This is a genomic window from Porphyromonas canoris, from assembly GCF_000769115.1.
In the GTDB taxonomy this organism is placed as follows: Bacteria; Bacteroidota; Bacteroidia; order Bacteroidales; family Porphyromonadaceae; genus Porphyromonas_A; species Porphyromonas_A canoris.
Map to the genome: position 1 here is coordinate 1 of NZ_JQZV01000013.1, position 23,543 is coordinate 23,543.

A 23,543-nucleotide genomic window follows, 5' to 3' on the forward strand; every position below is an offset into this window, starting at 1 on the left:
TTTCCCAGGTAATAGTTGACGGGTAATGTCCTCTACTTATGTAGATTCTTCCCTTGTACTACTTGTTGAAAATCTTGTATCCAATATATCTATGATCTCAGTTCAAAGACTCTCCTACATAAGGGAGTCCGGAGAGCAAAGTTACAACAACTTTTCTTTTCTCAAAAATTTTTCAAGAAAAATTTTCTAACTCTCATTTCAACGAACGGACATCGCTGTCACCACAGCCTCTCATTCGTTTTGGGGATGCAAAGGTACAATATCTTTTTTAATAGCCAAACAAAAAGAGAAAAATATTTTTACTCTCTCAAAACTATTATTGAGAACAGCGCCTATTTCTGCTGTAAAAACTTCTGAAGATCTTCCGTAGAAATATTAGGAGTGAGCACTCCTTTGTGAGCAATGGATATCTTACCTCTCTCTTCAGAAATGATAATCACCTTGGCATCGGTAGCCGTTGCCATGCCGAGACCGGAGCGGTGTCTCAGTCCCATCTCCTTGGGTATTTCAGAAGAATGAGATACCGGAAGGATAGAGCCGGCAGATACAATTCTCTTACCGCTAATGATCATCGCCCCGTCATGCAGGGGACTGTTCTTGAAGAAAATATTTTCGATCAGACGGGCATTAACGGCTGCATCTATACGCTCACCCGTATGTTCATATTGCTCAAGACCATCTTTTTGTTTGATTACGATGAGTGCTCCGCTCTTTTTCCTACTCATATTAAGGCAGGCAAGTGTAATGGCAGCGATCTCTGCAGTAACTTGCGTATTATTATCCGCTCCTTTAAGAAACACCTTAAACAGATGCGACCAGCGACCACGAGAGCCAAGCAGAGTCAGAAATCTCTTTATATCATCTTGAAAAAGAATTACGACAAGCACTACTCCTCCCGTTGAGACAAAATCCAAGATAGAGCCGAGAAGACGCATCTTAAGGAAAGAGACAACCATTGAGATCACTAAAAATGCCAGCAATCCGTAGAAAAGAGTCTTAGATCCGGAGGATCGCAGAGACTTTTGTACTTGATACATCAGGATCGTAACCAGAAGGATGTCAATAAAATCCTTTATGCCAAATTGAAACCAACTCATATATTATAGTCGTGATGTTAGATTCGTAGGATCAACTATTGCTTGCACTATTCTCACCGCCTCTTTAGCCGCTCTCACATCATGGACTCGGAGAATATGCGCACCATTGAGAAGAGCTGCGGTATTAAGTATGGTAGTACCATTAAGAGCATCTTCCGGAGAGATCTCAAGCAGTTCCCATATCATTTTTTTCCTTGATATTCCTACGAGTAAAGGAGCATTAAACACCTCAAACCATCTAAGATTGTGAAGCATCTCATAGTTTTGTGCAATATTCTTGCTGAATCCGAAACCGGGATCCATTATAATATCAGCTTGAAAACCGAGAGAGCGAAGCTGATACCTTTTAGCCTCCAGATCTCTTATAACATCGAGAGTAACATCTTCGTATTGAGCAAGCGAAGACATCGTTGATGGAGTTCCTCTCATGTGCATCAAGATATAAGGCACTTGAAGTTTTGCCATCGTGTCGAACATATTGCCGTCCAATGTTCCACCCGAAACATCATTGATAATGGCTGCTCCATACTTTTCCACAGCCCTTCGCGCCACACCGGCTCTAAATGTATCCACAGACAGCGGAAGGGTCGGATACTCCCTTTCCAAAGCTTTCAGTGCCGGTTCTACACGCTTCCACTCTTCCTCTTCCGATATGGGAGAGGCTCCGGGACGGGTAGAGTAGCCTCCGATATCGAGAATCGAAGCCCCTTCTAAAATCATCTGTTCCGCTTTGGCAAGAATACTCTCTTCCCTTAAAGCTGTACGACTTCCCGAGTAGAAAGAGTCGGGCGTCGTGTTCATAATACCCATTACGATGGGCTCACTTGTCAGATTATAAAGTTTTCCCTTTAGATTCAGGGTTATTGGTATCATTTATATTACGGAGTGTTCGTTTCAACAAAGATAGTTGATATTTCTGATACCTTTTTACAGAATGTTATATATACCGGATTAACGCATCTTTCGCTCGTTTTTGAGGTGTTCTTTCACTTCGGCACACCTGCTTAAAAAGCGGCTTTGAAGTTGTTTATATCTGATTTTATTTAGAATTCACCCCTGTCGAGATCTTCATTTTCAAGGGACTTACCACCTCTATACTCCTTACCGATAGAGAAATAATAAGTCAGTGCAATGCTTCCTTTCCAAAAGTTGTCTCTCTTTATGGAGCGTGTGGTCTCTTGTAAACGGAGAAAGGAGTGGTTTTCAGTGACAGAGAGTTCGGGGACAAACAGATTTTCCAATGCCAACCGGACATTCCATGAACCTTTTCTCCAGAAACCGGACAGCGAGCTATAAAAACCGGAAGATGAAATAAAGTAGCTGTACAGCCTCTTATAAGGCAGATCCAAATCTCCCTGCACTCCCCAACGATCTTTTTGATAGAGAAGACTAATGCCGGAAGGGATGGAGAAGAAAGAGAGTTGTTGATCTTTGGAAACAGAATAGTGCTGATATCGAGGCTGAGCATATAGACGTATTTGCAGCTGCTCATTGCCAAATGGCTTGATAGAAACCGATGTGCGTAAAGCTAAAGATTCGGAGTAGAGAGCATTGATCCGTTGTTGAACAACAGCCTCCTTACCATTGATCCTCTCTTTCAAAAATGTCGTAATCCAATCTCCGGAGGTGTGATTATAGACCAGCCGACCGGACAGATCCACATAGTCATTACCCCAATCGTAATAGAGACGCCCCGTTGAGAGATAACTGTTTTGGAGAAGAGGGTTATTTCTCACAAAAAATCCCTCTCGAACCTGCCGCGTTACTTCGGTCGTACTACCCAAATCCGGGATAAGATTGGCTGTTTCAACCTCCAATCTCAACCGATGACCATGAGGCAGATTATAGCCTGCTAAGACTCTCGGATTGAAGTAAAAGCGAAGCCGATCCTCTTCAAGCCCTCTGTGCGCAGAAGCATAGTGCATCGAGACGGCAGGGACAATACGGTAAAAGAAACGCTTTCTGTTGCCCTCCCATGTCAGATAGAGTTGATCTCGGAACTGGCGCTGCAGATCCACGCTCTCTCCCGTGCTTGTTCCCTTTATGGCAAAGGAGGCTTGGGAGTACATCATTTGAGTTCCGATGTACAATCTGCTGTTCTTAAACGGATGAGCATACTCCACCTGCCCTATCACGGAATGCTTGGAAGTGCCCCCTTCTATCCGTTCACGCAAAGCTTCTGTATGGTTCGTTTCGTTCCGCTCACTCAGATCATAATCGGAGTGGAGCGTATTGTAGGTATATACGACATTGGAAAAGAGTCTGCGTCCTCCCGTCAATGTCCGGTCGTAATAGAGATCAACGACCGGCGTGAACACTTTGCCCAAGCTGTTGGTATATCCTTTACGCAACACCTCCTGCGCTCCTTTGCGGCTGTATGCATCATACTCCCGGTTATCGCCCACTTTCTCCAGAGAAGAAGAGAGAGCAATCTCCAGATAGTGTTTATTAGGTTGGTTCAGAGAATAAGCCGTTTTGAACAGATAGTTTTCGAGACGTTTGTGTGAGATACCCTCTGTTCGGAAAGAGTATGGCTGATCTGCTTCGTACCGCGTGCTCTGTTCATCCTTCTCTCCCAATCTTGTATTCCTGTACAGTCCCTTGAGAAAGAGTTTAAGTCTGTGCATCCCTCTATTGTAGCTATAATAGCCGTTTGCAATGACATCCGTATATAGAGGAGAGGTCATCCCTTCTACTCCGGCTTGATGACCGTCATCAAGAGGTTTGGTAACAACATCTATCACACTTCCTCTCGTGTTGTATCTCTCAGGCGCTATGTCGAAATAGTCTATGCGGATTATCTTACCGGGAGGTATGGAGCGCAGCTCTTCGTGAGTGGCATGCCGACCATTGATAAGAACAACAGGTGCAACATCACCGGAAGCAGAGACAATTTCTCCCGTTCGGGCACTTGCTTTCACCTGAGGCAGCGTTAAAGCCAAATCCAACAGATTTTGTGCCAAAGCTATCTGATTAGGCTTGAAATAGTAGCTCTTCTTATCTATTCCCTCCTTAGGCTTTCCCAGCACGACCACTTCTCCCACTTCTCCCTCCGGAGATCCCAGCTCAAAATCTTGACGCAACAGGGGCGACTCCGGTTTTATCTGTATCTCTTTCCTCTCTTTTTTGTACCCCACATAGCGTGCCTCCACAATATATTTGTCAGAAGAGGGTATTGCCATCGAGTAGTAGCCTCTTTTATCGGTATAAGTGAACCGAAGAGGCTGTGAGGCATTCGGCGCATAAAGTGCAACCAAAGCAAATTCAAGCGGTTCTTTGGGTGTGAGTCGGACAAAACCCTCTACACGTAAAGATTGAGCCGTAGCCGAGATAAAAAAAAGAGTGCACAAGATAGCAAACAGGAGCTTGGTTCGTTTCATTTTAGCCGAGATTTAGAATAGTCCGGATTCATGACCTTATCAAAAGCATCAAACACCGGATTTCGGGGAGATAAAAGTCAGTAATCGGCTTGGTTCTGCTCCTTTCAAAGAGGTGAGTCGGATGCTTTCGGAGATCTGATATTTATTGGAGGCAAAGTTAAAAAAAGTGCCTAATTATACAAAACCATCCTTTATAAATCTCGGTAGCAACTCCATTTTATCATCTGTCTGCTCTGTCCGGCAATCAAGATCACAGTATTTAGAATCTTCTCTTTCCTCTTTCAGAATGCCTGTAAAAGGCATAAGTTTTCAGTTTATATACGTTTATAAATCTGCCTGATCGGGTTTAAGATTGGAAATCGTGGATTGAAGTGAGGAAATCAAGGTTTGACTTTGAGAAGTCGGGGCTTGGTTTTTGGAGATCAAGCGTTGATGTGTGAGAAGCAAGGTTTGGTTTGCAGATTCGGACAGGTTCGGAGAAAGATATGAACAGGTATAGAGAAAGATATTAAAGTGTTTGGGGAATGATGCGAAAAAGGGAGAGTCTTTTTCCATACGGAGCTGCACGCAAAAAGAGGGGAGTGGGTTGGTGCTCTCTACTTGTTTCAGGAGATCTTCGAGAGAGCAGAAGCAATGCGTGGAGGTGTTCCGGCTGCTTACCAAGGGCTTGAAAACAAGCAGTAGAAACGTATCTCTGTGAATGGAACAATAAAAAAAGCCTCCATCCATGAGGATAAAGGCTTTTTATCGTTGTACAAAGAGATTTACTTGTTGATAGCCGCAATACCCGGAAGCTCTATTCCTTCGATTGCTTCCAAAAGAGCACCACCTCCGGTAGATACGTACGAGACTTGGTCTGCAAGGTCGAACTTATTGACGCAAGCCACAGAGTCTCCTCCGCCTATCAGTGAGAAAGCTCCTTTCTTGGTGGCTTCCACGATGGAGAGAGCCACTTCTCGTGATCCTTCTGCAAAGGTATCCATCTCGAAGACACCGCAAGGACCGTTCCAAAGAATGGTTTTGGACTCTTCGATAACCTTTCCGAACATTTTTCTTGTCTCGGGACCGATGTCCATTCCTTCCCAACCGGCAGGGATCTCATTGCTCTTTACGACCTGATGTTTAGCATCGTTGCTAAAATCGTCTGCCACGACAGAGTCCACAGGTAAAAGAAGATTCACACCCTTTGCTTTGGCTTTTTCCAAAATGGCAAGAGCTACATCGAGCTTGTCCAACTCTACTATGGAGTTGCCTATCTCGCCTCCTCTTGCTTTGGTGAAGGTGTTGGTCATACCACCGCATACGATGAGGTTGTCCACTTTATCGAGAAGATTTTCGATGATACCTATCTTGGAAGACACCTTGCTGCCTCCCATGATGGCGGTGAACGGGCGTTTGATGTTATCCAACACGTTGCGAACGGCTTCTACTTCTTTTCCCATGAGGAAGCCGAACATCTTGTGATCTTTGTCGAAGTGGTCTGCCATGAGTGCCGTAGAGGCATGTGCTCTGTGAGCAGTACCGAAAGCATCATTGACATAAACGTCGGCAAGGTCGGCAAGAGCCTTTGCAAACTCTTTTTGCTTTGCCTTGATCTCTTTCTTAGCCGCAGCTTTCTCCTCATCGGTAGCATCTTCTTTCAGTCCGCGAGGCTTTCCCTCTTCTTCCGCATAGAAGCGAAGGTTTTCGAGCAACAGGATCTCTCCCTCTTTGAGTGCTTCCACTTCTGCCTCTACCGCCGGACCAACAGAGTCTTTGACGAACTTCACGGGGCGACCCAACAGCTTCGACAGATGCTCTACGATATGAGAAAGCGAGAGTGCATCGGATACACCTTTCGGGCGTCCAAGATGGGAGCCCACGATGAGTCTTCCTCCGTCGTTCAAGATTTTGTTCAGAGTGGGGAGGGCGGCACGCATACGAGTGTCGTCTGTAATGTTGAAGTGTTCGTCGAGAGGAACATTGAAGTCCACACGAACAAAGGTCTTCTTCCCTTTGAAGTTGAAGTTTTCTATTATTGCCATGCTTGTCTATTATAATAATTTACGGAACATACTTGTCCTGCAAAGTTACACAAAAGAAATGTCTTTGTATCCGAAAGATTATCAAGAGGTAAAGATTTTGATCCGTACTCGTTGTTTCTCTTTCTGCCTCCTTTAGGAGTAGGGCTATATGCGTTCGACGGACTTTACACCCTTGACCGCCATGACCCTTTTGGTAAGAGAGGTAAGGGCATTATAGTCTTTCAGATAGACCACAAACGTACCCACAAAGAGACCGTCATACGACTCTATGTTGAAGCTGCGCAGGGTTACCTGTTCTATCTTGGATATATTCCCGGTGATGTTGGAGACTATGGATATATCGTCATTGCCCACCACACGGAGAGTAACCTCGTATCCGGCATTTCCTGCCCCTGCCCATTGAGCTTGAAGGATGCGGTAGCCGAAGCGTTGGAAAAGATCGGGAGCGTTGGGGCAGTCCATACGATGCACCTTGATACCGTTGGTGGAGACATAGGCAAAGACTTTATCCCCGAAGATCGGCTTGCAACACTTCGCCAGATGGTACTCTATGCCGGTAAGGTTTTTGTCTATGACGAGGACATCCTGACCCTGTGCGATCTCTTCCGGAAGAGTGGTACGGACAAATGTTTCCGCACTGCGTTGGGTGCGGCTCTCTGCCGGGATGCTCTTTTCATCTATGATCTGCTTGTACTCGTCCACTACCTGATTGAGACTTATACTGCCTTCTGCAAGTGCAAGATAGAAGTCTGTAACGGTGCGGAAGCCTTTCTTTTTGATAAAACGGAAGAGTTCGGCATCGTCCAGCTCCACTTTTCTGTTCTTGAATCGACGTGCCAGCTCCTCCTTGGTAAACTCTATGGACTTTGCCGACTTCTCTCTAAGACTCTGCTTGATCTTGCTCCGCGCTTTGGCTGTCTGTACAAACTTGAGCCAGTCCGGCTTAGCCTCCTGCGTTCCGGAAGTGAGAATGCGGACACTGTCTCCGTTATTGAGTACATACTTAATGGTAACATTCTTGCCATTGACGTTACCTCCGACACATCTCAACCCCAGACCGGAGTGGATGGCAAAGGCAAAGTCGAGCACGGTGGCACCTTTGGGAAGATTGATAAGCTCGCCTTTGGGAGTAAAGACATAGATCTCCTTGTCGTAGATGTCCATCTTAAACTCTTTGATAAGGTCGGCACTCTGATGCTCTTTATCTTCTAAAAGCTGGCGAACACCTTTCATGAACTCATCCAAAGAGTCTTCCGACTTGATGCCTTTGTACCTCCAGTGGGCGGCAAGACCTTTTTCGGCAATCTCGTCCATACGTTCGGTACGGATCTGTACCTCGACCCATCTGTTCTCCGGACCCATCACGGTTATGTGCAGACTCTCGTAGCCGTTGCTCTTGGGCGCGGAAATCCAGTCTTTGAGCCTCTGCGGATTGGGTCTGTACATGTCCGTTACAACCGAGTAGGCTTGCCAACAGAGCGACTTTTCTCTCTGCACCGGAGCATCTATCACAATGCGTATGGCAAACAAATCGTAAATGTTCTCGAACTCGATCTGTTGCTTTTTGAGCTTATTCCGAATGGAGGATATGGATTTGGTTCTCCCTTTTATCTGGAATCGCAGTCCCTCTTTTTGCAGTCGCTCCTTGATAGGAGCTATAAATCTTGCAATGTAGGCGTCTCTATCTCTTTTCGTCTCGTTGAGCTTCTTTTTGATGAAGTCGAAAGTCTCTCTGTCCGTATATTTCAAGCAGAGATCCTCCATCTCGCTCTTGATAACATACAAGCCGAGCCTGTGTGCAAGAGGAGCATAAAGGAAAGAGACCTCCATGGCAAGAGCAATGCGAAAAGAGTCGTCCGGTATCTTATTCACAAGACGAAGGAGTACCATACGATCGGCAAGCATAATGAGGATGACTCTGATGTCTTCGGCAAAAGAGAGCAGAAGGTTGCGGAAGTTCTCGGAGTTTATTGCCGTGTTTCTGGCATAAAGCTCCGATGTCTTGAGCAACAGGGCTATCATGTGCGCTACCTCTTCTCCCACATTTTTGGAGATCTCTTGAAGCGAAAGTCTTCCCTTGTGTGCCGAACGATACAAGAGTATGGCAACGGCACAGTCTGCCCCAAGACCGATCTCTTCAAGAGCGAAAATAGCAGTGCGGAGATGCCTGTGAAGCCCCGATATACCGTTCTTGTCTCTATCGAGATGTCCCTCTTCGACACTTCTCTTTATGGTATCGAGGATCCATTTTCGACTGGGATGCCCGGAGATTTCCTTGTGAGAAAGAAGCTCTCTGGCAAGGGTGATGAGTTGCGCTTGTTCGTTCGGCGTAAACATGGTGTGTTATGATTCCGGAGTGAAAAGTAAAAGACTGTCTTTTGCAGCCGCTTTGCGTGCCATATTTTCCGGGACAAACTTCCATGTGGAAGAGGGTCGGGGAGTCAAAGGATTGTGCGTCTGCAAATATTGCATCAGAAGATAGCGAAGATCTTTTTCGGATGTTCTCAGGATGCGACCATTGAGCTGCTCTTTGCTTAAAGAGATACCCTTTGTGAGCATACCGCCTCCACCGCTTCCACGATAGGAGTTGACAACGACTTTGTACCGGGCATCCATCTTGAACGGTGTGCCGTCTTCGAGAGAAAGTATCGTTACACGCTCTCCTACCGGCTTGGTAATGTCCACCGTGTAGCGTATGCCGTGAGCGGAGTCGAAGTTGTAGTACGGCTCTTGGAGCTTGGTCATCTTGTGCCCTGTCTCTTTCTGCTTGAAGAGCAAAAAGCTCTCTTCTCCCGGCTTGGCGGTACGAATCCAGGAAGCATAGGAGTATTCGAGCGCAGATCTGACCTCTTCTCCCGAAAGAGAAAGGAGGTAGGTGGTGTTCTCATACTTGTACAGCTTGAAAAGATCTCGCATCAAAATCTCTCCCTGTCTGACCTCTGTGTTCATGGTAAGGGGTGAAGAGAAAGAGATATCCGCATCTTCAAACTGAGAGAGCTGTACCCGATGGATGAGATCCACGAAGGCACTCGGTCCGAAGAATGCCGGTCGGGAAGAGATCGGTTCGGTAGTGAAACCGACCGGAGAAGAGATAAACTTCTTCACGGCATCGTATTCACTCTTGAACTTTTCTATAAACTCTTCGGACGGCTTGGTATTATCAAGAGGAACGAGAGATGGCGCTATCCGAATGCCGTTAGGGGTAAACGTTACTTTGGTTTGTGAGATAAAAGATCCTCCGGCAGCAGGATTGATGACATAAGTATGCTTTTGGTGCTGAGGATGTGCCACGGAATCTATATAGGAAGCGTGATCGTGCCCACAGCATACAAGGTCTATCTCCGGCACGAGAGTGGCGAGAGCATAGCCTGCATCCTCTAACAGAGGTTCCTCAAGATTGGATTTTTCCCCTCTTCCTGCGTGCAGCAGTGCAACTATCATATCCGGAGACTCCTTTTCTTTTATCTCTCGGATATATGTTTGAGCCGTTGTTACAACATCTTCAAAGCGCATACCTTTCCACAGAGACTCGGGAAGAAAGTTTGGTACAGATGGTGTAGTGAGACCGAGTATAACTATCCTTTTGCCATCTTTCTCTATTGTGGTATAGGGGCGGAAGTAAGGGTTTCCTGTGGCTGTATCCGTAACATTGGCAGCCAAAAACGGCATCTTCAAATCCTTTTCGAATCTGTCATAGACGGGATGCCCTGTCTCTATGTCGTGATTTCCCACTGTTACGGCATCGTATTTCAGATAGTTGAGCACGTCTGCCATAAGATGAGAAGAGACCGTATCCATGAAGTTGTAGTAGTAAGCCGTCGGCTGACCTTGCAGGATGTCTCCGGCATCAAGAAGAATCATGTTCTTGTCTGCCTTCCTGACGGAATCTACATAAGTGGATATACGGGAGTAGCTCCCTTTCATCGGCTCATCCTGAATGAAGTTGTACGGAAAAACATTGCCATGCAGGTCGGTAGTGTGCAGAATGGTCAGGGTTACATCTTCTGTCTTGGTGCCATCGCACCGAGAGAAGAGAGGTAAAGTAAAAAGGAGAAGAAGAGTACCCAAGACTCTCTTCCAGTCATAGAATTGTTTTTTGTTTTGCATCTTGTATTTGTTGTTTCGGAACAGAAAAAGACTACTCTTGTACTCACCCAGGAGACAAGATGTAGTCTTTTCGTAAATAGTCTGTTAAAAGTAGGTTGTGTACGAGTAGCGTTACCTTCTTATCTTCATCTCCTTGATGAGTCTGTCTGCTCCAAGGTAATCATTTAGGATAAAAAGGACATAATCCACATCGCAAATGATGCTTCTCTGATAGTTGGGCAGATATTGTATATCCCCTCCAACGCCTTCCCAGTTTCTATCAAAGTTGAGACCGATAAGTCTTCCATAGGCATCTATAACGGGACTTCCGGAATTTCCTCCCGTAGTATGCGTTGTAGCACAGAAGTTCACACGTTTCTTTCTATTCTCAGGCTTTTCTGCCAGAGCCTTTATATCGGGAAGAAGAGCGTACTCGGGGTTATTGGGATCATATTTTTCCAGCACACCTTCCATTGTTGTAGAGTGTCCGTAAAACACATTATCCTTCGGAGAGTAACCCTCTACTTTACCAAAAGTATATCTAAGAGTGGAGTTGGCATCGGGCCAAAGATTCAGCTCTCCCTCCATTTCCAACAATCCTTTGACATATATCTTTCTTGCTTCTGCAAAAGACTTGTCTTCCTGAGCAAGTGCTTCTTTCAGTCCGTTGTATCTGTTGCGCACAGAAGTAACAAGACGCACCAAAGGATCTTTCAGGTAAACCTCAGGAGAGAAGTTGAATAAAAACTCGCGATAACTCTCTCTGCTGCGATAGATGGTAGTGTTCCACAGATCCTCCACATACTTCTCTACATTTTTTACATCCTTCAAAGCACCCGGAAGATCGTTTACATCTGTTTCTACCATGTAAGCTCTGATCATCGCTTTCATGACTTTAACGTCCAGCATTCTGCTGTAATCTTTGTTGAAGAAATCGTCATAAGCTTTCAGAACTTTCTCTACATTCGGCTTGGTTATCTCCTCTTTGGGAATGATCGGAACGGATATAGCCTCCACAGCTCTCAGCAACGCTTCGTCTATCAACCACATCTGCTTGCGGACATGTGCTCTGTTCTTGACCATTCTTTCTATGGTTGCCACCGCGGCTTTGTACTCCGGCTTATTGTTCTTTTCGGCATATCGGATAAGCTTGTCGGTCTGTGCCTGTTTCACTTTCTCCAGCTGCATTTTATTTATAGCCCAGTTGCTTCCAATGGCATTCTTATAAGCATTGGTGCTGTACGCATACTTGGAAGCATACATGATATTCAGAGCTTCATCCTTGCGCATCTCTTCAAGGAGATTGTTCTGTCTTATCTCACGCATTCTTATGCGTATGTCATTGTCTATGTCTCTTCTTTCTACCACTTCGCTTGTAGTGTAGAAATGATTGGTGCGTCCCGGGAATCCTATAACCATTGCAAACTCTCCTTTTGCCACGGGCTTACTTGCAACTTGAAGATATCTCCTTGGTTTCAAAGGAATATTGTCGGGATCGTACTTTGCCGGATTGCCATTCTTGTCGGTATAAACACGGAAAACGCTGAAGTCGCCGGAGTGTCTCGGCCAAACCCAATTGTCTGTATCTTCACCATATTTACCTACACAAGAAGGCGGAGCCGCGACAAGACGTATATCGTGATACACTTTCTGTACAAAGAGATAGTGTTTGTTCCCTTCATAGAACGGACGCAGGGAAACCTGTGTACCGAACGGCATTTCTCCACCAATGATCTCCTTGTACCATGTTTCCCCTATCAGCTTGAGTGTTTCCGCTTCCGTTGCTTTAGGAGAAAGGTTCTTGTGTTTATCAAAAAAGGTATCGACATACTTTGTAACATCTTCTATACGTTCCGTAAATGTTACTGTGGTTCCCGGATTGGGGAGCTCATCTTTCATGCTGTTAGCATAAAAGCCATCTCTCAAATAGTTTTGATCCACGGTGGAATGCGCACGTATCTGATCGTATCCGCAGTGATGATTGGTGAATACAAGTCCTTTGTCCGACACAATACTGCCTGTACAACCTCTATCGAATATCACTATCGCATCCTTTATGGATGTTCCATTGGGGTTGTATATGTCGGTAGCTCTGAGCTTCAATCCCTTTTTTACCATCTTATTGTAGTTCTGTTTACTCATAAGAGGTAATAGCCACATACCCTCGTCGGCTCGAACAGAAGTATAACCACCGGAACAAACCAGCAATATTACCGCTGCAATCAATCCATTCAGACCTTTTGAGATCATCGTTTTCTTCATTTTTCCTTTATAGTATTATGTTGTTCTTGAATGCTTGTATAGTGGGACTTTCTTTTACTGTCCCATTGTTTGAACGGAAGACGAGAGAGAGCACTGTTATAATATCTTCCTTTTCCCGTAACCTCGGCACATATCCATTCCGGCAGATTTACGGGAGGATCCTGTCCCGGAGACAGCTCTACCTCTGCCGTGATAAGTCCTTCATTCTCTCCCAGAAATCTGTCTACTTCAAAGGTGTATCCTTCCCAGAGTATCCAGTATCTTATCTTATGTATCGGCGGATAGAGAGACATTTTAAGCATCTCCTTTGCATCCGTTAGCGGGATCTCATATTCGTATTCGTTTCTGGAAGCAAGATCTTCCTCCAACGGCATACCTTTTATGGTCAGATAGGCTTTATCTCCTGCCACACGAACACGAAGAGTGAGATTTAATCCTTGATGATGCGAGCATAGATAACCCTGAATCATCTCCTGTTTCCTTATGGCTAAAGGTTCAAATCCTTCTTTCGCAATGTATTTCAGCTCTTTCTCTATCGCCATTTTACTTCTGCTTGCGCTGTTCTTTTCTTATGGTGATTTGAGTAGCACCGAATCCGTATTCCTGAAAAGAGGCATCCTGCATGGAGCAGAAGTCATACCTGCTCTTCATGATCTTCTCTACCTCTTTTCTCAATACGCCATCCCCTTTCCCGTGAATAAAGATGATCTTTTTACCCGGAAACTTAAGATTGGCTTCCATAGTCTCTATCACGGTTCGTTTTTGATACTCCAGTATATCTTTAGGTTCCATCCCCACGGTGGTATCGAGCAGTTCATGATGATGCAGATCCACTACCAGCGGAGCATTGGGGTCTATCACCGGCTTGGCTTTTGCTTTTATCTTCTGATCCTGCCTGATCTTTTCGTCCATCTTACTCTGTATATCTTCCGAACGGATCTCAAATCGAGGAGCCTCCTTATCATCATTCATCAAAACGAATGTAATGGCACCCTCATCAAAGTAAGGATTGGGAGCAAAAGCATGACGCTTGAAAAATCTTTGCGGTTCCAGCTTTACCACTGCATCTATACAGGGTTTGGCTCCATATTTGGTATCGCTTTTATAAGGAATGATCTGGCATGCAATGCGTCTTCTATCCGAAAGATCTTCCACGGCAAAAGACTCTATGTACTCGACCGAATCGTATGGAATATTACCGCTGAAGAGCATTTTTCTCTCTCCCGTATCTCTATCCTCGGTGCTGTAAATGAGATAAAGGTCATAGTTACTCTCATTTACGATATACGCCTCATAGCCACACTTTCCGAGTTCGTTTATCTCATCGGGCAGATATGCCAGTACAATATTGAGTTTTTCTCCTGCTTTTGAAGTGGGTCTTGGGTGAACAGGTTTTGGTTTATGCTCCACCCGAACCTCCTCTTTAACCGGAAGTTTCAACTCTGCTTTAGGAACCAACGTGCTGCCGGGCGTTATCACTACCACCTCGTTTTCGTAAACGGGAACGTCGAAACCATCTTCGGTCTCTACCATAACCACATTTCCGGAGCAGAAAGCCTTAACGACTCCTCCTCCTACACTGTCTAAAAATCTTACTGTATCTCCTATTTTTATTTTCATTCACGTCTCTATTTTTTCACTCTTTCAAAGTTCACTATTTTTGCCTACAAATACAAATAATAGGGTATGCAACGACAGCAGATAGAGTCAATAGAGATAAAATCTTTCAACTACGATTTACCTGAAGAGAGGATAGCCAAATATCCCTTGAAAGAGAGGGATAGTTCCAAACTGCTTCTGTTTAATGAAAACAGAGAGATAGAGGACAGATCCTTTTCTCAACTGCCCGAACTCCTTCCGGAAGGCTCTCTTTTGGTTTTCAACAACACAAAAGTAATCCATGCCCGACTCCATTTCCGGAAAGAGACAGGGGCTCAAATAGAGATTTTCTGCCTTGAACCGCTCTATCCCGAATCTTATGAGATCAACCTCTCCACACAGCAAGAAGTAACATGGATATGCCTGGTCGGAAATGCCAAAAAGTGGAAACCGGGCACCTCCGTCTCTCTTACCCTGAAAGATGAAAAAGGAAAAGAGATAACGGTATATGCCAGATACACTCCATCCACCACTCCGGACAGCAGGAATGTTACTTTTACATGGGATGCCCCGGTATCTTTTTCGGAAATACTGGAGTTGGCAGGCGAACTTCCCATACCGCCTTATCTCAACAGAAAGACAGAAGAGTGCGACTCCGAAACCTACCAAACCGTCTACGCCAAATGGGATGGAAGCGTAGCTGCACCAACGGCAGGACTCCACTTTACACCCGATGTATTGGAAGCCATAAGGCAAAAAGGGATAAAAACAACCCCCGTGACGCTTCACGTCGGAGCAGGAACATTCAAACCGGTAAAGAGTGAACTGATCTCTCAACACGAAATGCACAGAGAGATGATAGTGGTACAGAGAGCCACCATCGACTCTCTGCTTGCTCATTTGGGCGGTATAACGGCAGTGGGAACCACTTCCACACGCACACTCGAAAGCCTTTATTACATCGGTGTTCATCTGATAGAAAACAGTTCCGAACCTCTTTTCGTGGCGCAGTTCGAGCCTTATCAAAAGCTCTATTCTCACACTGTGCAAGCTGCTTTGGAAGCTATCTTGAAATATATGGATGCCAACGGCTTGGATCAGATAGAAGGACACACCGAAATCATGATAGCTCCCGGCTTTGAGTTCAGGCTTATAGACCGGTTGATCACCAACTTTCACCAGCCGCAAAGCACTCTTCTTCTGCTTATCTCTGCCTTTATAGGAGGTGGAGACGAATGGTGTAAAATCTATGACCATGCCCTAAAAAACGACTACAGATTTCTCAGTTATGGAGACAGCTCGCTACTCTACCGCAGCCGCTCATAAATGGATACTGAAACTTGCCATTCCCAATATCCTCAGCAATATCACCGTACCGCTGCTGGGGATATTCGATCTCGGCATGTCCGGAAGACTCCAATACGTTCACGAGATAGGTGCCGTGGCTCTTGCCGCTACGCTTTTCAATATGCTGTACTGGACTTTCGGCTTTCTCCGTATGGGTACTACCGGACTCACTGCTCAGGCTTGCGGAAAAGGAGATAAGAGAGAGATGGGAAGAATACTCCAACAATCTCTTCTCATAGGTGGTCTCATAGGACTTCTGCTTCTTATTTTTGGAAAACAGCTGGCAGATTTTCTATTCGATTTCGTAACGTTTGAGTCCCAAAACAACGGCGAACTGATAGCCACCACAACAGACTATTTCCTCATAGTGATATGGGGTGCTCCGGCAGTGTTATGCAATTTTGCTCTCAACGGATGGATTATAGGCATGCAGAACAGCTGGTATCCGATGGCTATCGCTATCTTCACAAACGCTACCAATATCCTGCTCTCTGCTCTGTTTACATTCCGAATGGATATGGGCATAACAGGTATAGCCCTCGGAACAGCCATAGCTCACTGGTTGGGTCTTATCCTTCTTCTCTTTGGCGTTTGGTGGCTGTTCATAAGAGAAAAAAAGGTCTCTTTCTCATGGGAAACAGGTGATCTTAAACAGGGAATAGGAAAGTTTTTTCATACCAATCTCTTTATCTTCCTGCGTACCTTGCTATTGGTCATCACCAACACCTATTTTACTTATTACGGAGCATCGGAAGGTGAAATAGCTCTATCTGCCAATGCCATACTATTGCAGTTTCTATCCCTGTTTTCCTACTTTATAGATGGTTTTGCTTATGCCGCAGAGGCTATCATAGGACACCTTTTTGGAGCAGAGAGAAGAGTGGAGATACAAAAATTCATCTACCGTCTGCTGGGATATGGACTATTATTGTCCCTTATCGCTTCCGGCATATACTTCTTATCCGGAGAGCATATACTCCGACTCTTCACGGACAAAACGGAAGTGCTGGAGTATGCCGATCATTATCTTGTATGGATTTGGATTGTTCCCATTGCCGGATTTACTGCTTTTGTTTGGGACGGTGTATTCATAGGATTGACCCTCACAAAAGATATGTTCATATCGATGCTCGTAGCGGTCTCCATCTATTTTACGATTATATATATCGAACCATCCCAAGATCCCAACTCCACTCTCTGGATAGCGATGCTGCTCTATCTTGCCATAAGAGGAGTAATGCTCAATCTTATATACAGCAAAAGAAAGCATACTCTGCTTCTTCACGCTTAGAACCATTGTTTTATGACACACATCTATTACATATACGTAGGATCTACCACACGCTCTCCGGAGGAGATGCAAGAAGTTACGAAAGAGATCCGAAACACCTACTTCCCAAATCTTATATCCTCATCTTTTTTTCTCTCTCCCGGATACGGATCAGGAACCGGTAAGGTCTACACCAATGGAGTTTACAAGATAGAGACCTCTTTAGACCTTGATGCACTTTCTCTTCTTCTGAAAACAATAGAAACAATATTCGGAAGAGATAAAAAAAAGAGTAATGGAGAGGTAGCTCTTGACCTGGATATAGTGGAAACAGATAACGTGGTAGTAAGAGAAAAAGAGCTCAATCAGTATCCTTACAAACAGGGAAAAAATGAACTTGACGAGATAATCAAAACAAATAAAACATCTATTTTTTCTTCGTCCTGCAAGACTTAAACGAACATTTGATAGATAATATTTTCTCTCCTAATTTTTTATGTATCAAAATATTAGTTATATTCGTACCACAACGAAGCAACTATTTTTCCAAACCAAAATCTAAAATCGGTTGAAGTACTTAAAGAGAAAATAGTAAGATTATATCCACCAAAAAGGATCAAATTCATGAAAAGTTCAATAAGTACGATCTATAAGATTTTCCTTATATCCGCTTTTGCCATATTGATGTCCGGTCTTAAATGTGAACCTGAAGCACGTCCCTTAAAATTCAAGGAAGTATTCAGAACAAACGAAAGTGAGATTTACATGATTAGATTTAGTTCTAATTTTAAAGACCACAAGAAAGTAATTTACTTTAAAAACGAAAGTCTACACCAAAGATTAAATTCTCTAAGATATATTTATTATCCTTCCAAAGAGCAAGTAATACATGACTTGGAAAAAATTCCTCCTTTTGGTATTGAGATTGATTCAGTAGGAGTTTACAGTAAGACAAGTGATGAAGTATTGGCAATGTTTTACTCCAAGAAGTTCCAAGATAAAGGTAAAGTATATTGAGCCATTTGGAAACTCGCTTATCCGAAAATCCACTCCTTCTCCCTTGTATTTTTATATAAAAATGAACCCCTGACTTTCTACTCCTATAACCTTAAATCCAACCTGTCAAATTAGAGAATAATAGAAGTATATCGTTATAAATATCTTATATTCAATTTGATATGAAAAATCTCAAATTCGCGAAAAAATTTTTATCAGTCCATTTCATGGGGCTTTTTCGCGTTAATAGGTGTGAATTTTAACACTCTTCTCTGTAAACGTTTCCTAATAAAGAAATTTGCCTTTTCGGGTGCATTTTAGGGTAAAAACACGTATGTGTTTGGTTGTTAGCATTTTGATGATTTTAGCTAAACACGTTAATCGAATCCGGTAAACGTGTTTAATGAAATCGATAAACGTGTTCATTGAAAAATTAAACACGTTAAGCCGAAACAATATGCTCGTTTAGCGTTTTTGCTTAACAGGTATCGAAATTTGTGTTAATAAAACAGGCTGATTTAACAAATCCGGTACCCCTCTGAAAACGATCCCTCCGATCAAAATAGAATGAGAAAAAATGACCCGGATTTTAGCCGTTCACACCTGTATGGAATATATAAAAATGGTCTTCTGAAATTGTGGATAACTCTGTTCAAAAGCTGTTGAAAACTTTAGAGAAACTATTGGACTTAAAATTTGGATTTCTAATAGATCATCTGGTATATAATAGTAAACAATATATCCAAACAGAAGAGAAAAAAGTTTCTAAAAAGTTTCACAGAGGTTTTCAACACAAAAAGTTTTCAACATAGAGCTATGTAAGATATTCACATTGTCTTGATAACCCTATTTTCCATACTGATATATAGCATTTTATAAAGAAACCGGATTGTTGATAAAATGTTGATAACTGTTGGTAACTAAAACGCTTCAAAGTTCTCCACAATCCCAACAGGCATTATTATCATAGTATATGAGAGTATGTTTTTATCTTCTTTATTTCTTTTCTTCAACCTCAATCTTATCAATACAACAGATGTATATGAAGAGTGTTGAAAATGTGGAAAACTAAAGAAGAGAGGCAAAAGCCGCCTCCCTAAAAGAGGGTATATATAAGGGTAAATTTTCTTTATTGAAAGAATATATCTACCTTTGTGGAACAATAAAACAGAGCGGTGGATAGATTTGATTGCTTGCAACCACCTACAAAAAAATGCTAAAACATAGGCTTATCTCATAAGGTAAGATTTTATAGGTTCTATTTTGTAGGTCTGTCCCTGTGTAATGTTTTACAGAGACGGACTTATTTTTTTATACCATAACAACATCAAAAACAGATATAATATGAACTATTTATTTACATCGGAGTCTGTATCGGAAGGGCATCCCGATAAGGTGGCAGACCAAATATCGGATGCCATTTTGGATCACTTCTTATCGCAAGATTCTTCTTCCAAGGTAGCATGTGAGACACTCGTTACTACCGGACAGGTGGTAGTGGCAGGAGAGGTAAGCTCGGATGCTTATGTGGATGTTCAAGAAGTGGTGCGCGAAGTGATAGCAGAGATAGGATACACGAAGAGCGAGTATAGATTTGAAAGCGAATCTTGCGGCGTACTCTCTGCCATACATGAACAGAGTTCGGATATCAACAGAGGCGTCGTAAGAGAGCAGGCAGAAGATCAGGGAGCAGGCGATCAGGGTATGATGTTTGGCTATGCAAGCAATGAGACCGCCATGTATATGCCTATCTCTCTTGAGTTTTCCCATGCACTTCTTAAAGAGCTTGCCCATATAAGAAAAGAGGAGCTGCATTTGATGCCTTACCTCAGACCGGACTCCAAAAGTCAGGTTACCGTAGAGTATGGTCAGGATAGAAAACCTGTTCGTATCCATACGATAGTGGTGAGTACACAGCACGATGAGTTTATACAACCGGAAGAGAATACTCCCGAAGCTCATCTTGAGGCAGACTTAAAGATGCAGAAGAAGATAGAGGAAGATGTCAGAAACATACTCATACCACGTACAAAGGCACTTTTCCCAGAGTCGGTACAAGCGTTGTTGGACGATAACTATATCCTTCATGTCAATCCTACGGGTAAGTTTGTCATAGGCGGTCCTCACGGAGATACCGGTCTTACCGGACGAAAGATAATAGTGGATACCTACGGCGGAAGGGCTTCTCACGGTGGTGGAGCATTTAGCGGTAAAGATCCGAGCAAGGTAGACCGCTCGGCTGCTTATGCTTGCAGACACATCGCTAAGAATCTTGTGGCAGCCGGCGTGGCGGATGAAGTACTTGTTCAAGTATCTTACGCCATAGGAGTGGCGCGTCCTACAAGTATCTATGTCAATACTTATGGTAGAAGTAAAGTAAGTCTGTCGGATGTGGAGATCGCACAAAAGATAGAGAAGATATTCGATATGCGTCCTTATGCAATAGAGAATCGTCTTCAGCTTCGTCATCCTATATACAGCGAAACAGCAAGGTATGGACACATGGGACGTACACCTAAAAAGGTAATCAAACACTTTCATTCCAGATACAATGGCACCATCTCCAAAGAGGTAGAGCTGTTCACATGGGAGAAGTTGGACTATGTGGATAAGGTAAAAGCCGAGTTCGGTCTTTGATAAGTGCTTCTATTACTCTCGCATGGGTAGCAAAAACAGAGATTGTAAGACCAATGTTTCGCGACTTTTGGATAGCGGAAAAGTTTCCTATACGCTTCATACGTATGAAGTAGATGAAGAGAATCTTTCCGCTATTCATCTGGCAGAAACGCTGGGTATAGATCCCGGAAAGATTTATAAGACTATTGTACTGGAGACTTCGGAGAGAAGTTTTGTGGTGGCAATGGTTGCGGCAGGAAGCGAAATAGATTTGAAGAAAGTGGCTTCCGCTCATGGTGTGAAGTCTGTAAAGCCTCTTCCCATGAAAGATCTTTTTGCCGTTACGGGATATATACGCGGAGGTTGCTCTCCCATAGGTCTCAAAAAGGCTTTTCCGATCTATATCGACTCGGATGTATTGTTTTGCGACACCATCCTTATCAGTGCCGGAAAACGCGGTGTACAGGTGGAACTTTCGCCCAAAGACCTTATCTCTTATGTGGGAGCCGTGGTTGCAGATATCTCTCAGGATTGAGAGAGAAGTTTTGAAATCAGTTCTATATCTATCGGCCTTGTTATCTTGATATTCTCGCTCTCTCCTTCCACAAGAAGGGGAGACTTTTTATAGTACCATTGAAACAGGGATGCGTCGTCTGTGAAAGACAGATCGCTTTTGAGGGCTTTATCGTAAGCCCTTTTTATTTGATCCGACCGGAAGAGTTGTGGAGTCTGTACCTCTACAATGGTAGAACGGTCTACGGGCAGGGTTTCTCTCTTTTCCGAAGTGATTTTTCTGAGGGAATTAGTGCTTTCCACTACCGGAATGACGCAGGCATTACTGTTTCGTTCTGATGTTGTGAAAAGCCTGTCCAGCAGTTTCGGAGATATATTGGGTCTTACACCATCATGTATCGCCACTATCGTATCTTCTTTTTGCGGAATGGATAGAAGTCCGGACATGACACTCTCCGTGCGTGTGGCTCCTCCATTGACCAAAGTAACGGGTATATCGAACCGGTATTTTTCGGTTAAAGAGAGAAAAGTATTTCGATGTGCTTCGGGTATGACCACCACTATTTCAATAGCAGGATCGTAAGTGTGAAACGCTTTTATGGTATGAAAGATAACAGGCAAGCCGTTCACTTCCATAAACTGTTTTGGAAGAGTATTCTGCATCCGCTGTCCGGAACCTCCTGCCACTATTACTGCTATTCTCTTCTTCATACGCTCCTATTCATATAATATTTGGCTATTTCCCAGATACTCATTCCGGCGGCTACACTTACGTTGAGAGAGTGTTTCGTTCCGAACTGAGGTATCTCTATGGCTCCATCGCACATATTTACTATTTCCTGATCCACGCCTTTCACTTCGTGTCCGATAACGAGGGCAAGAGGCTGCTCTTTCAGCTCTTTCAGTTTTTTCTCTATCTCCTGAAGAGGAATGCTGTTTTGGGTCTGTTCGAGAGCAAGAAGGTGGTAGCCCTGCTCTTTAAGATGGGCGACAGCATCCGATGTGGACTCGAAGTAGCGCCACAGAACACTGTCTTCAGCTCCGAGTGCCGTCTTTCTTATATCCCGATGAGGGGGTGTGGCTGTGATACCACAGAGGTATAGAGCATCGACCAAAAAGGCATCGGCAGTGCGGAACACGGAACCGATATTGTTCATGCTTCTTACATTGTCCAGCACTATAACCAAGGGAATCTTCTTTTGCTGCTTGAACTCCTCCTGTGTCAGGCGGTTCATCTCCACAACAGATAGTTTAATATTGTCATTCATAACTCAAAGGAGTAAGTGCAGAGAGGTCTTCGCAAGCTCTTCTTACTACTTTTCCACTCTCTGTTTTGGGTAGGGAAGATACAAGCTGAAAGTATTTGGGTCTCTCTTTGGTTTCAAGTCTTTTGGCGATGTTACGGCTTAGAATATCGGGTGTTATCTCTCCTTCAAGTATGATGACAAGAGCTTCGCCCCAAAGAGGATGCGGAACGGATGTCAGAAGAAAAGGAACAGGTATGACGGGAGAAAGCTTCTGTTCGAGCTCTTCCGGTTGAAGTTTGATGCCGGCACTGTTGATAACATTGTCGAGTCTTCCCAATATCCGAAAAGTACCATCCGGAAAAAGTACGCCTTTATCGTTCGTGATTATCGGAGTATCGCAAAGATGAGGATCGTTTATCGTGATGGCATCATTTGCCGAGAGAGATATGGAGATATTTTTGAGGGGGGTAAACGAGAGAGAACGCTCTGTACCATTGATCCTTCGGATAGCTATATGAGAAAATGTCTCTGTCATTCCGTATGTGGCATAGATCCTGCCGGGGAGTTGCATGAGCTGCTCTTCAAGCTCGGAATAGATGCTTGCACCTCCTATGATAAGGGTTTTGATGTTGGAAAGTCGCTCTTTCTCCAAACGGTTTTCCATACTTTTTTCTACCTGCAGAGGTACCATTGCCGCGAAATCCATATCGGGAAGAGCATCCATCGCAAGCGGATGTGCGGAGGCAGGAGAGAGAATAAGTTTGAGAGATCCCTCTATGGCTCTTACCACCATCATCTTGGCTGCTATGTAAGATAGAGACATGGCACAAAAAGCAGTAGTACCGGGAGAGAGAGCGAATGTTTCCAGCGTGAGTCGTGCGCTTCGTCTCATCTTCTCTTTCTCCGCAAGAATTGTTTTGGGTGTACCGGTAGAACCCGAAGTGTGAAGAGCTATCAGAGGAGAAGGGCTATACCATTCATCCAAAAAAGCATCCAGCTCCCCTTTCAGCTTTTTCTCTTCTTCCGAATTTCTACACAAGACAGATATATTGGTGGAAGCAGTATCTCTGTCCGGTTTTATGTTCTCTGCATCTGTTCCTCTCATT

19 protein-coding genes are annotated in these 23,543 nt (G+C 44.0%); 6 read left to right on the forward strand and 13 right to left on the reverse strand.

Annotated elements, in window-relative coordinates; all coding sequences use genetic code 11:
• Window positions 1–332: 332 nt before the first annotated feature.
• The 10 genes from cdaA to HQ43_RS05305 form a co-directional block, all read right to left on the reverse strand.
• Window positions 333–1,097, reverse strand: a complete 765-nt coding sequence (cdaA, locus tag HQ43_RS05260) for a diadenylate cyclase CdaA (RefSeq protein WP_036790775.1) — start codon at window positions 1,095–1,097, stop codon at window positions 333–335.
• Between the two features lie 3 nt (window positions 1,098–1,100).
• Window positions 1,101–1,970, reverse strand: a complete 870-nt coding sequence (gene folP / locus HQ43_RS05265; RefSeq protein ID WP_036790777.1) for a dihydropteroate synthase — start codon at window positions 1,968–1,970, stop codon at window positions 1,101–1,103.
• Between the two features lie 170 nt (window positions 1,971–2,140).
• On the reverse strand, window positions 2,141–4,477 hold the full coding sequence (locus HQ43_RS05270; RefSeq protein ID WP_036790780.1) for a carboxypeptidase regulatory-like domain-containing protein: 2,337 nt from the start codon (window positions 4,475–4,477) through the stop codon (window positions 2,141–2,143).
• Between the two features lie 174 nt (window positions 4,478–4,651).
• Window positions 4,652–4,780: a hypothetical protein gene (locus HQ43_RS10135; RefSeq protein ID WP_262501536.1), complete on the reverse strand. Its 129-nt coding sequence runs from the start codon at window positions 4,778–4,780 to the stop codon at window positions 4,652–4,654.
• 461 nt (window positions 4,781–5,241) lie between these two features.
• Window positions 5,242–6,501: a phosphoglycerate kinase gene (locus HQ43_RS05280; RefSeq protein WP_036790784.1), complete on the reverse strand. Its 1,260-nt coding sequence runs from the start codon at window positions 6,499–6,501 to the stop codon at window positions 5,242–5,244.
• Window positions 6,502–6,645: 144 nt separating this feature from the next.
• The gene (locus HQ43_RS05285) at window positions 6,646–8,838 is read right to left on the reverse strand and encodes a RelA/SpoT family protein (RefSeq protein ID WP_036790787.1); all 2,193 of its coding nucleotides are present in this window, start codon (window positions 8,836–8,838) and stop codon (window positions 6,646–6,648) included.
• A gap of 6 nt (window positions 8,839–8,844) precedes the next feature.
• Window positions 8,845–10,608, reverse strand: coding sequence for a bifunctional metallophosphatase/5'-nucleotidase (locus tag HQ43_RS05290; protein WP_036790790.1), 1,764 nt, complete (start codon window positions 10,606–10,608; stop codon window positions 8,845–8,847).
• A 111-nt stretch (window positions 10,609–10,719) separates the two neighbouring features.
• Window positions 10,720–12,849: a S46 family peptidase gene (locus tag HQ43_RS05295; protein ID WP_036790792.1), complete on the reverse strand. Its 2,130-nt coding sequence runs from the start codon at window positions 12,847–12,849 to the stop codon at window positions 10,720–10,722.
• Window positions 12,846–13,391, reverse strand: coding sequence for a CYTH domain-containing protein (locus HQ43_RS05300; RefSeq protein WP_052103091.1), 546 nt, complete (start codon window positions 13,389–13,391; stop codon window positions 12,846–12,848). Before HQ43_RS05300 ends, HQ43_RS05295 begins: the two co-directional genes overlap by 4 nt.
• Before the next feature lies 1 nt (window position 13,392).
• Window positions 13,393–14,469, reverse strand: coding sequence for a Smr/MutS family protein (locus HQ43_RS05305; RefSeq protein WP_036790795.1), 1,077 nt, complete (start codon window positions 14,467–14,469; stop codon window positions 13,393–13,395).
• A gap of 66 nt (window positions 14,470–14,535) precedes the next feature.
• On the opposite strand from HQ43_RS05305, the gene HQ43_RS05310 reads away from it, so the two are divergent.
• From HQ43_RS05310 to ybaK, 6 genes are all read left to right on the forward strand, one after another.
• Window positions 14,536–15,774: an S-adenosylmethionine:tRNA ribosyltransferase-isomerase gene (locus HQ43_RS05310; RefSeq protein ID WP_036790798.1), complete on the forward strand. Its 1,239-nt coding sequence runs from the start codon at window positions 14,536–14,538 to the stop codon at window positions 15,772–15,774.
• Entirely contained in the window at window positions 15,737–17,086 is a 1,350-nt protein-coding gene (locus HQ43_RS05315) for an MATE family efflux transporter (RefSeq protein ID WP_036790801.1), read from the forward strand. The genes HQ43_RS05310 and HQ43_RS05315 overlap by 38 nt, the downstream gene beginning before the upstream one ends.
• A 12-nt stretch (window positions 17,087–17,098) precedes the next feature.
• Window positions 17,099–17,521: a 2-amino-4-hydroxy-6-hydroxymethyldihydropteridine diphosphokinase gene (locus tag HQ43_RS05320; protein WP_036790803.1), complete on the forward strand. Its 423-nt coding sequence runs from the start codon at window positions 17,099–17,101 to the stop codon at window positions 17,519–17,521.
• Between the two features lie 168 nt (window positions 17,522–17,689).
• The gene (locus HQ43_RS05325; RefSeq protein ID WP_036790806.1) at window positions 17,690–18,082 is read left to right on the forward strand and encodes a hypothetical protein; all 393 of its coding nucleotides are present in this window, start codon (window positions 17,690–17,692) and stop codon (window positions 18,080–18,082) included.
• A 1,323-nt stretch (window positions 18,083–19,405) separates the two neighbouring features.
• Window positions 19,406–20,698 carry a methionine adenosyltransferase gene (gene metK / locus HQ43_RS05330; RefSeq protein ID WP_036792545.1) on the forward strand — a complete coding sequence of 431 codons (1,293 nt, stop codon included), beginning with the start codon at window positions 19,406–19,408 and terminating at the stop codon, window positions 20,696–20,698.
• A gap of 22 nt (window positions 20,699–20,720) precedes the next feature.
• On the forward strand, window positions 20,721–21,212 hold the full coding sequence (gene ybaK, locus HQ43_RS05335; RefSeq protein ID WP_036790809.1) for a Cys-tRNA(Pro) deacylase: 492 nt from the start codon (window positions 20,721–20,723) through the stop codon (window positions 21,210–21,212).
• On the opposite strand, the gene ispD is transcribed toward ybaK, so the two are convergent.
• From ispD to HQ43_RS05350, 3 genes are read right to left on the reverse strand one after another with little or no spacing between them, the layout of a single operon-like run.
• On the reverse strand, window positions 21,203–21,901 hold the full coding sequence (gene ispD, locus HQ43_RS05340; protein ID WP_036790812.1) for a 2-C-methyl-D-erythritol 4-phosphate cytidylyltransferase: 699 nt from the start codon (window positions 21,899–21,901) through the stop codon (window positions 21,203–21,205). The two genes, ybaK and ispD, sit on opposite strands and share 10 nt — an antisense overlap.
• Window positions 21,898–22,458, reverse strand: a complete 561-nt coding sequence (locus tag HQ43_RS05345; RefSeq protein WP_036790817.1) for an RNA methyltransferase — start codon at window positions 22,456–22,458, stop codon at window positions 21,898–21,900. The genes ispD and HQ43_RS05345 overlap by 4 nt, the downstream gene beginning before the upstream one ends.
• A complete protein-coding gene (locus HQ43_RS05350; protein WP_161785887.1) occupies window positions 22,451–23,542 on the reverse strand; it encodes an AMP-binding protein in 1,092 nt (363 codons plus the stop codon). The genes HQ43_RS05345 and HQ43_RS05350 overlap by 8 nt, the downstream gene beginning before the upstream one ends.
• Window position 23,543 lies beyond the last annotated feature (1 nt).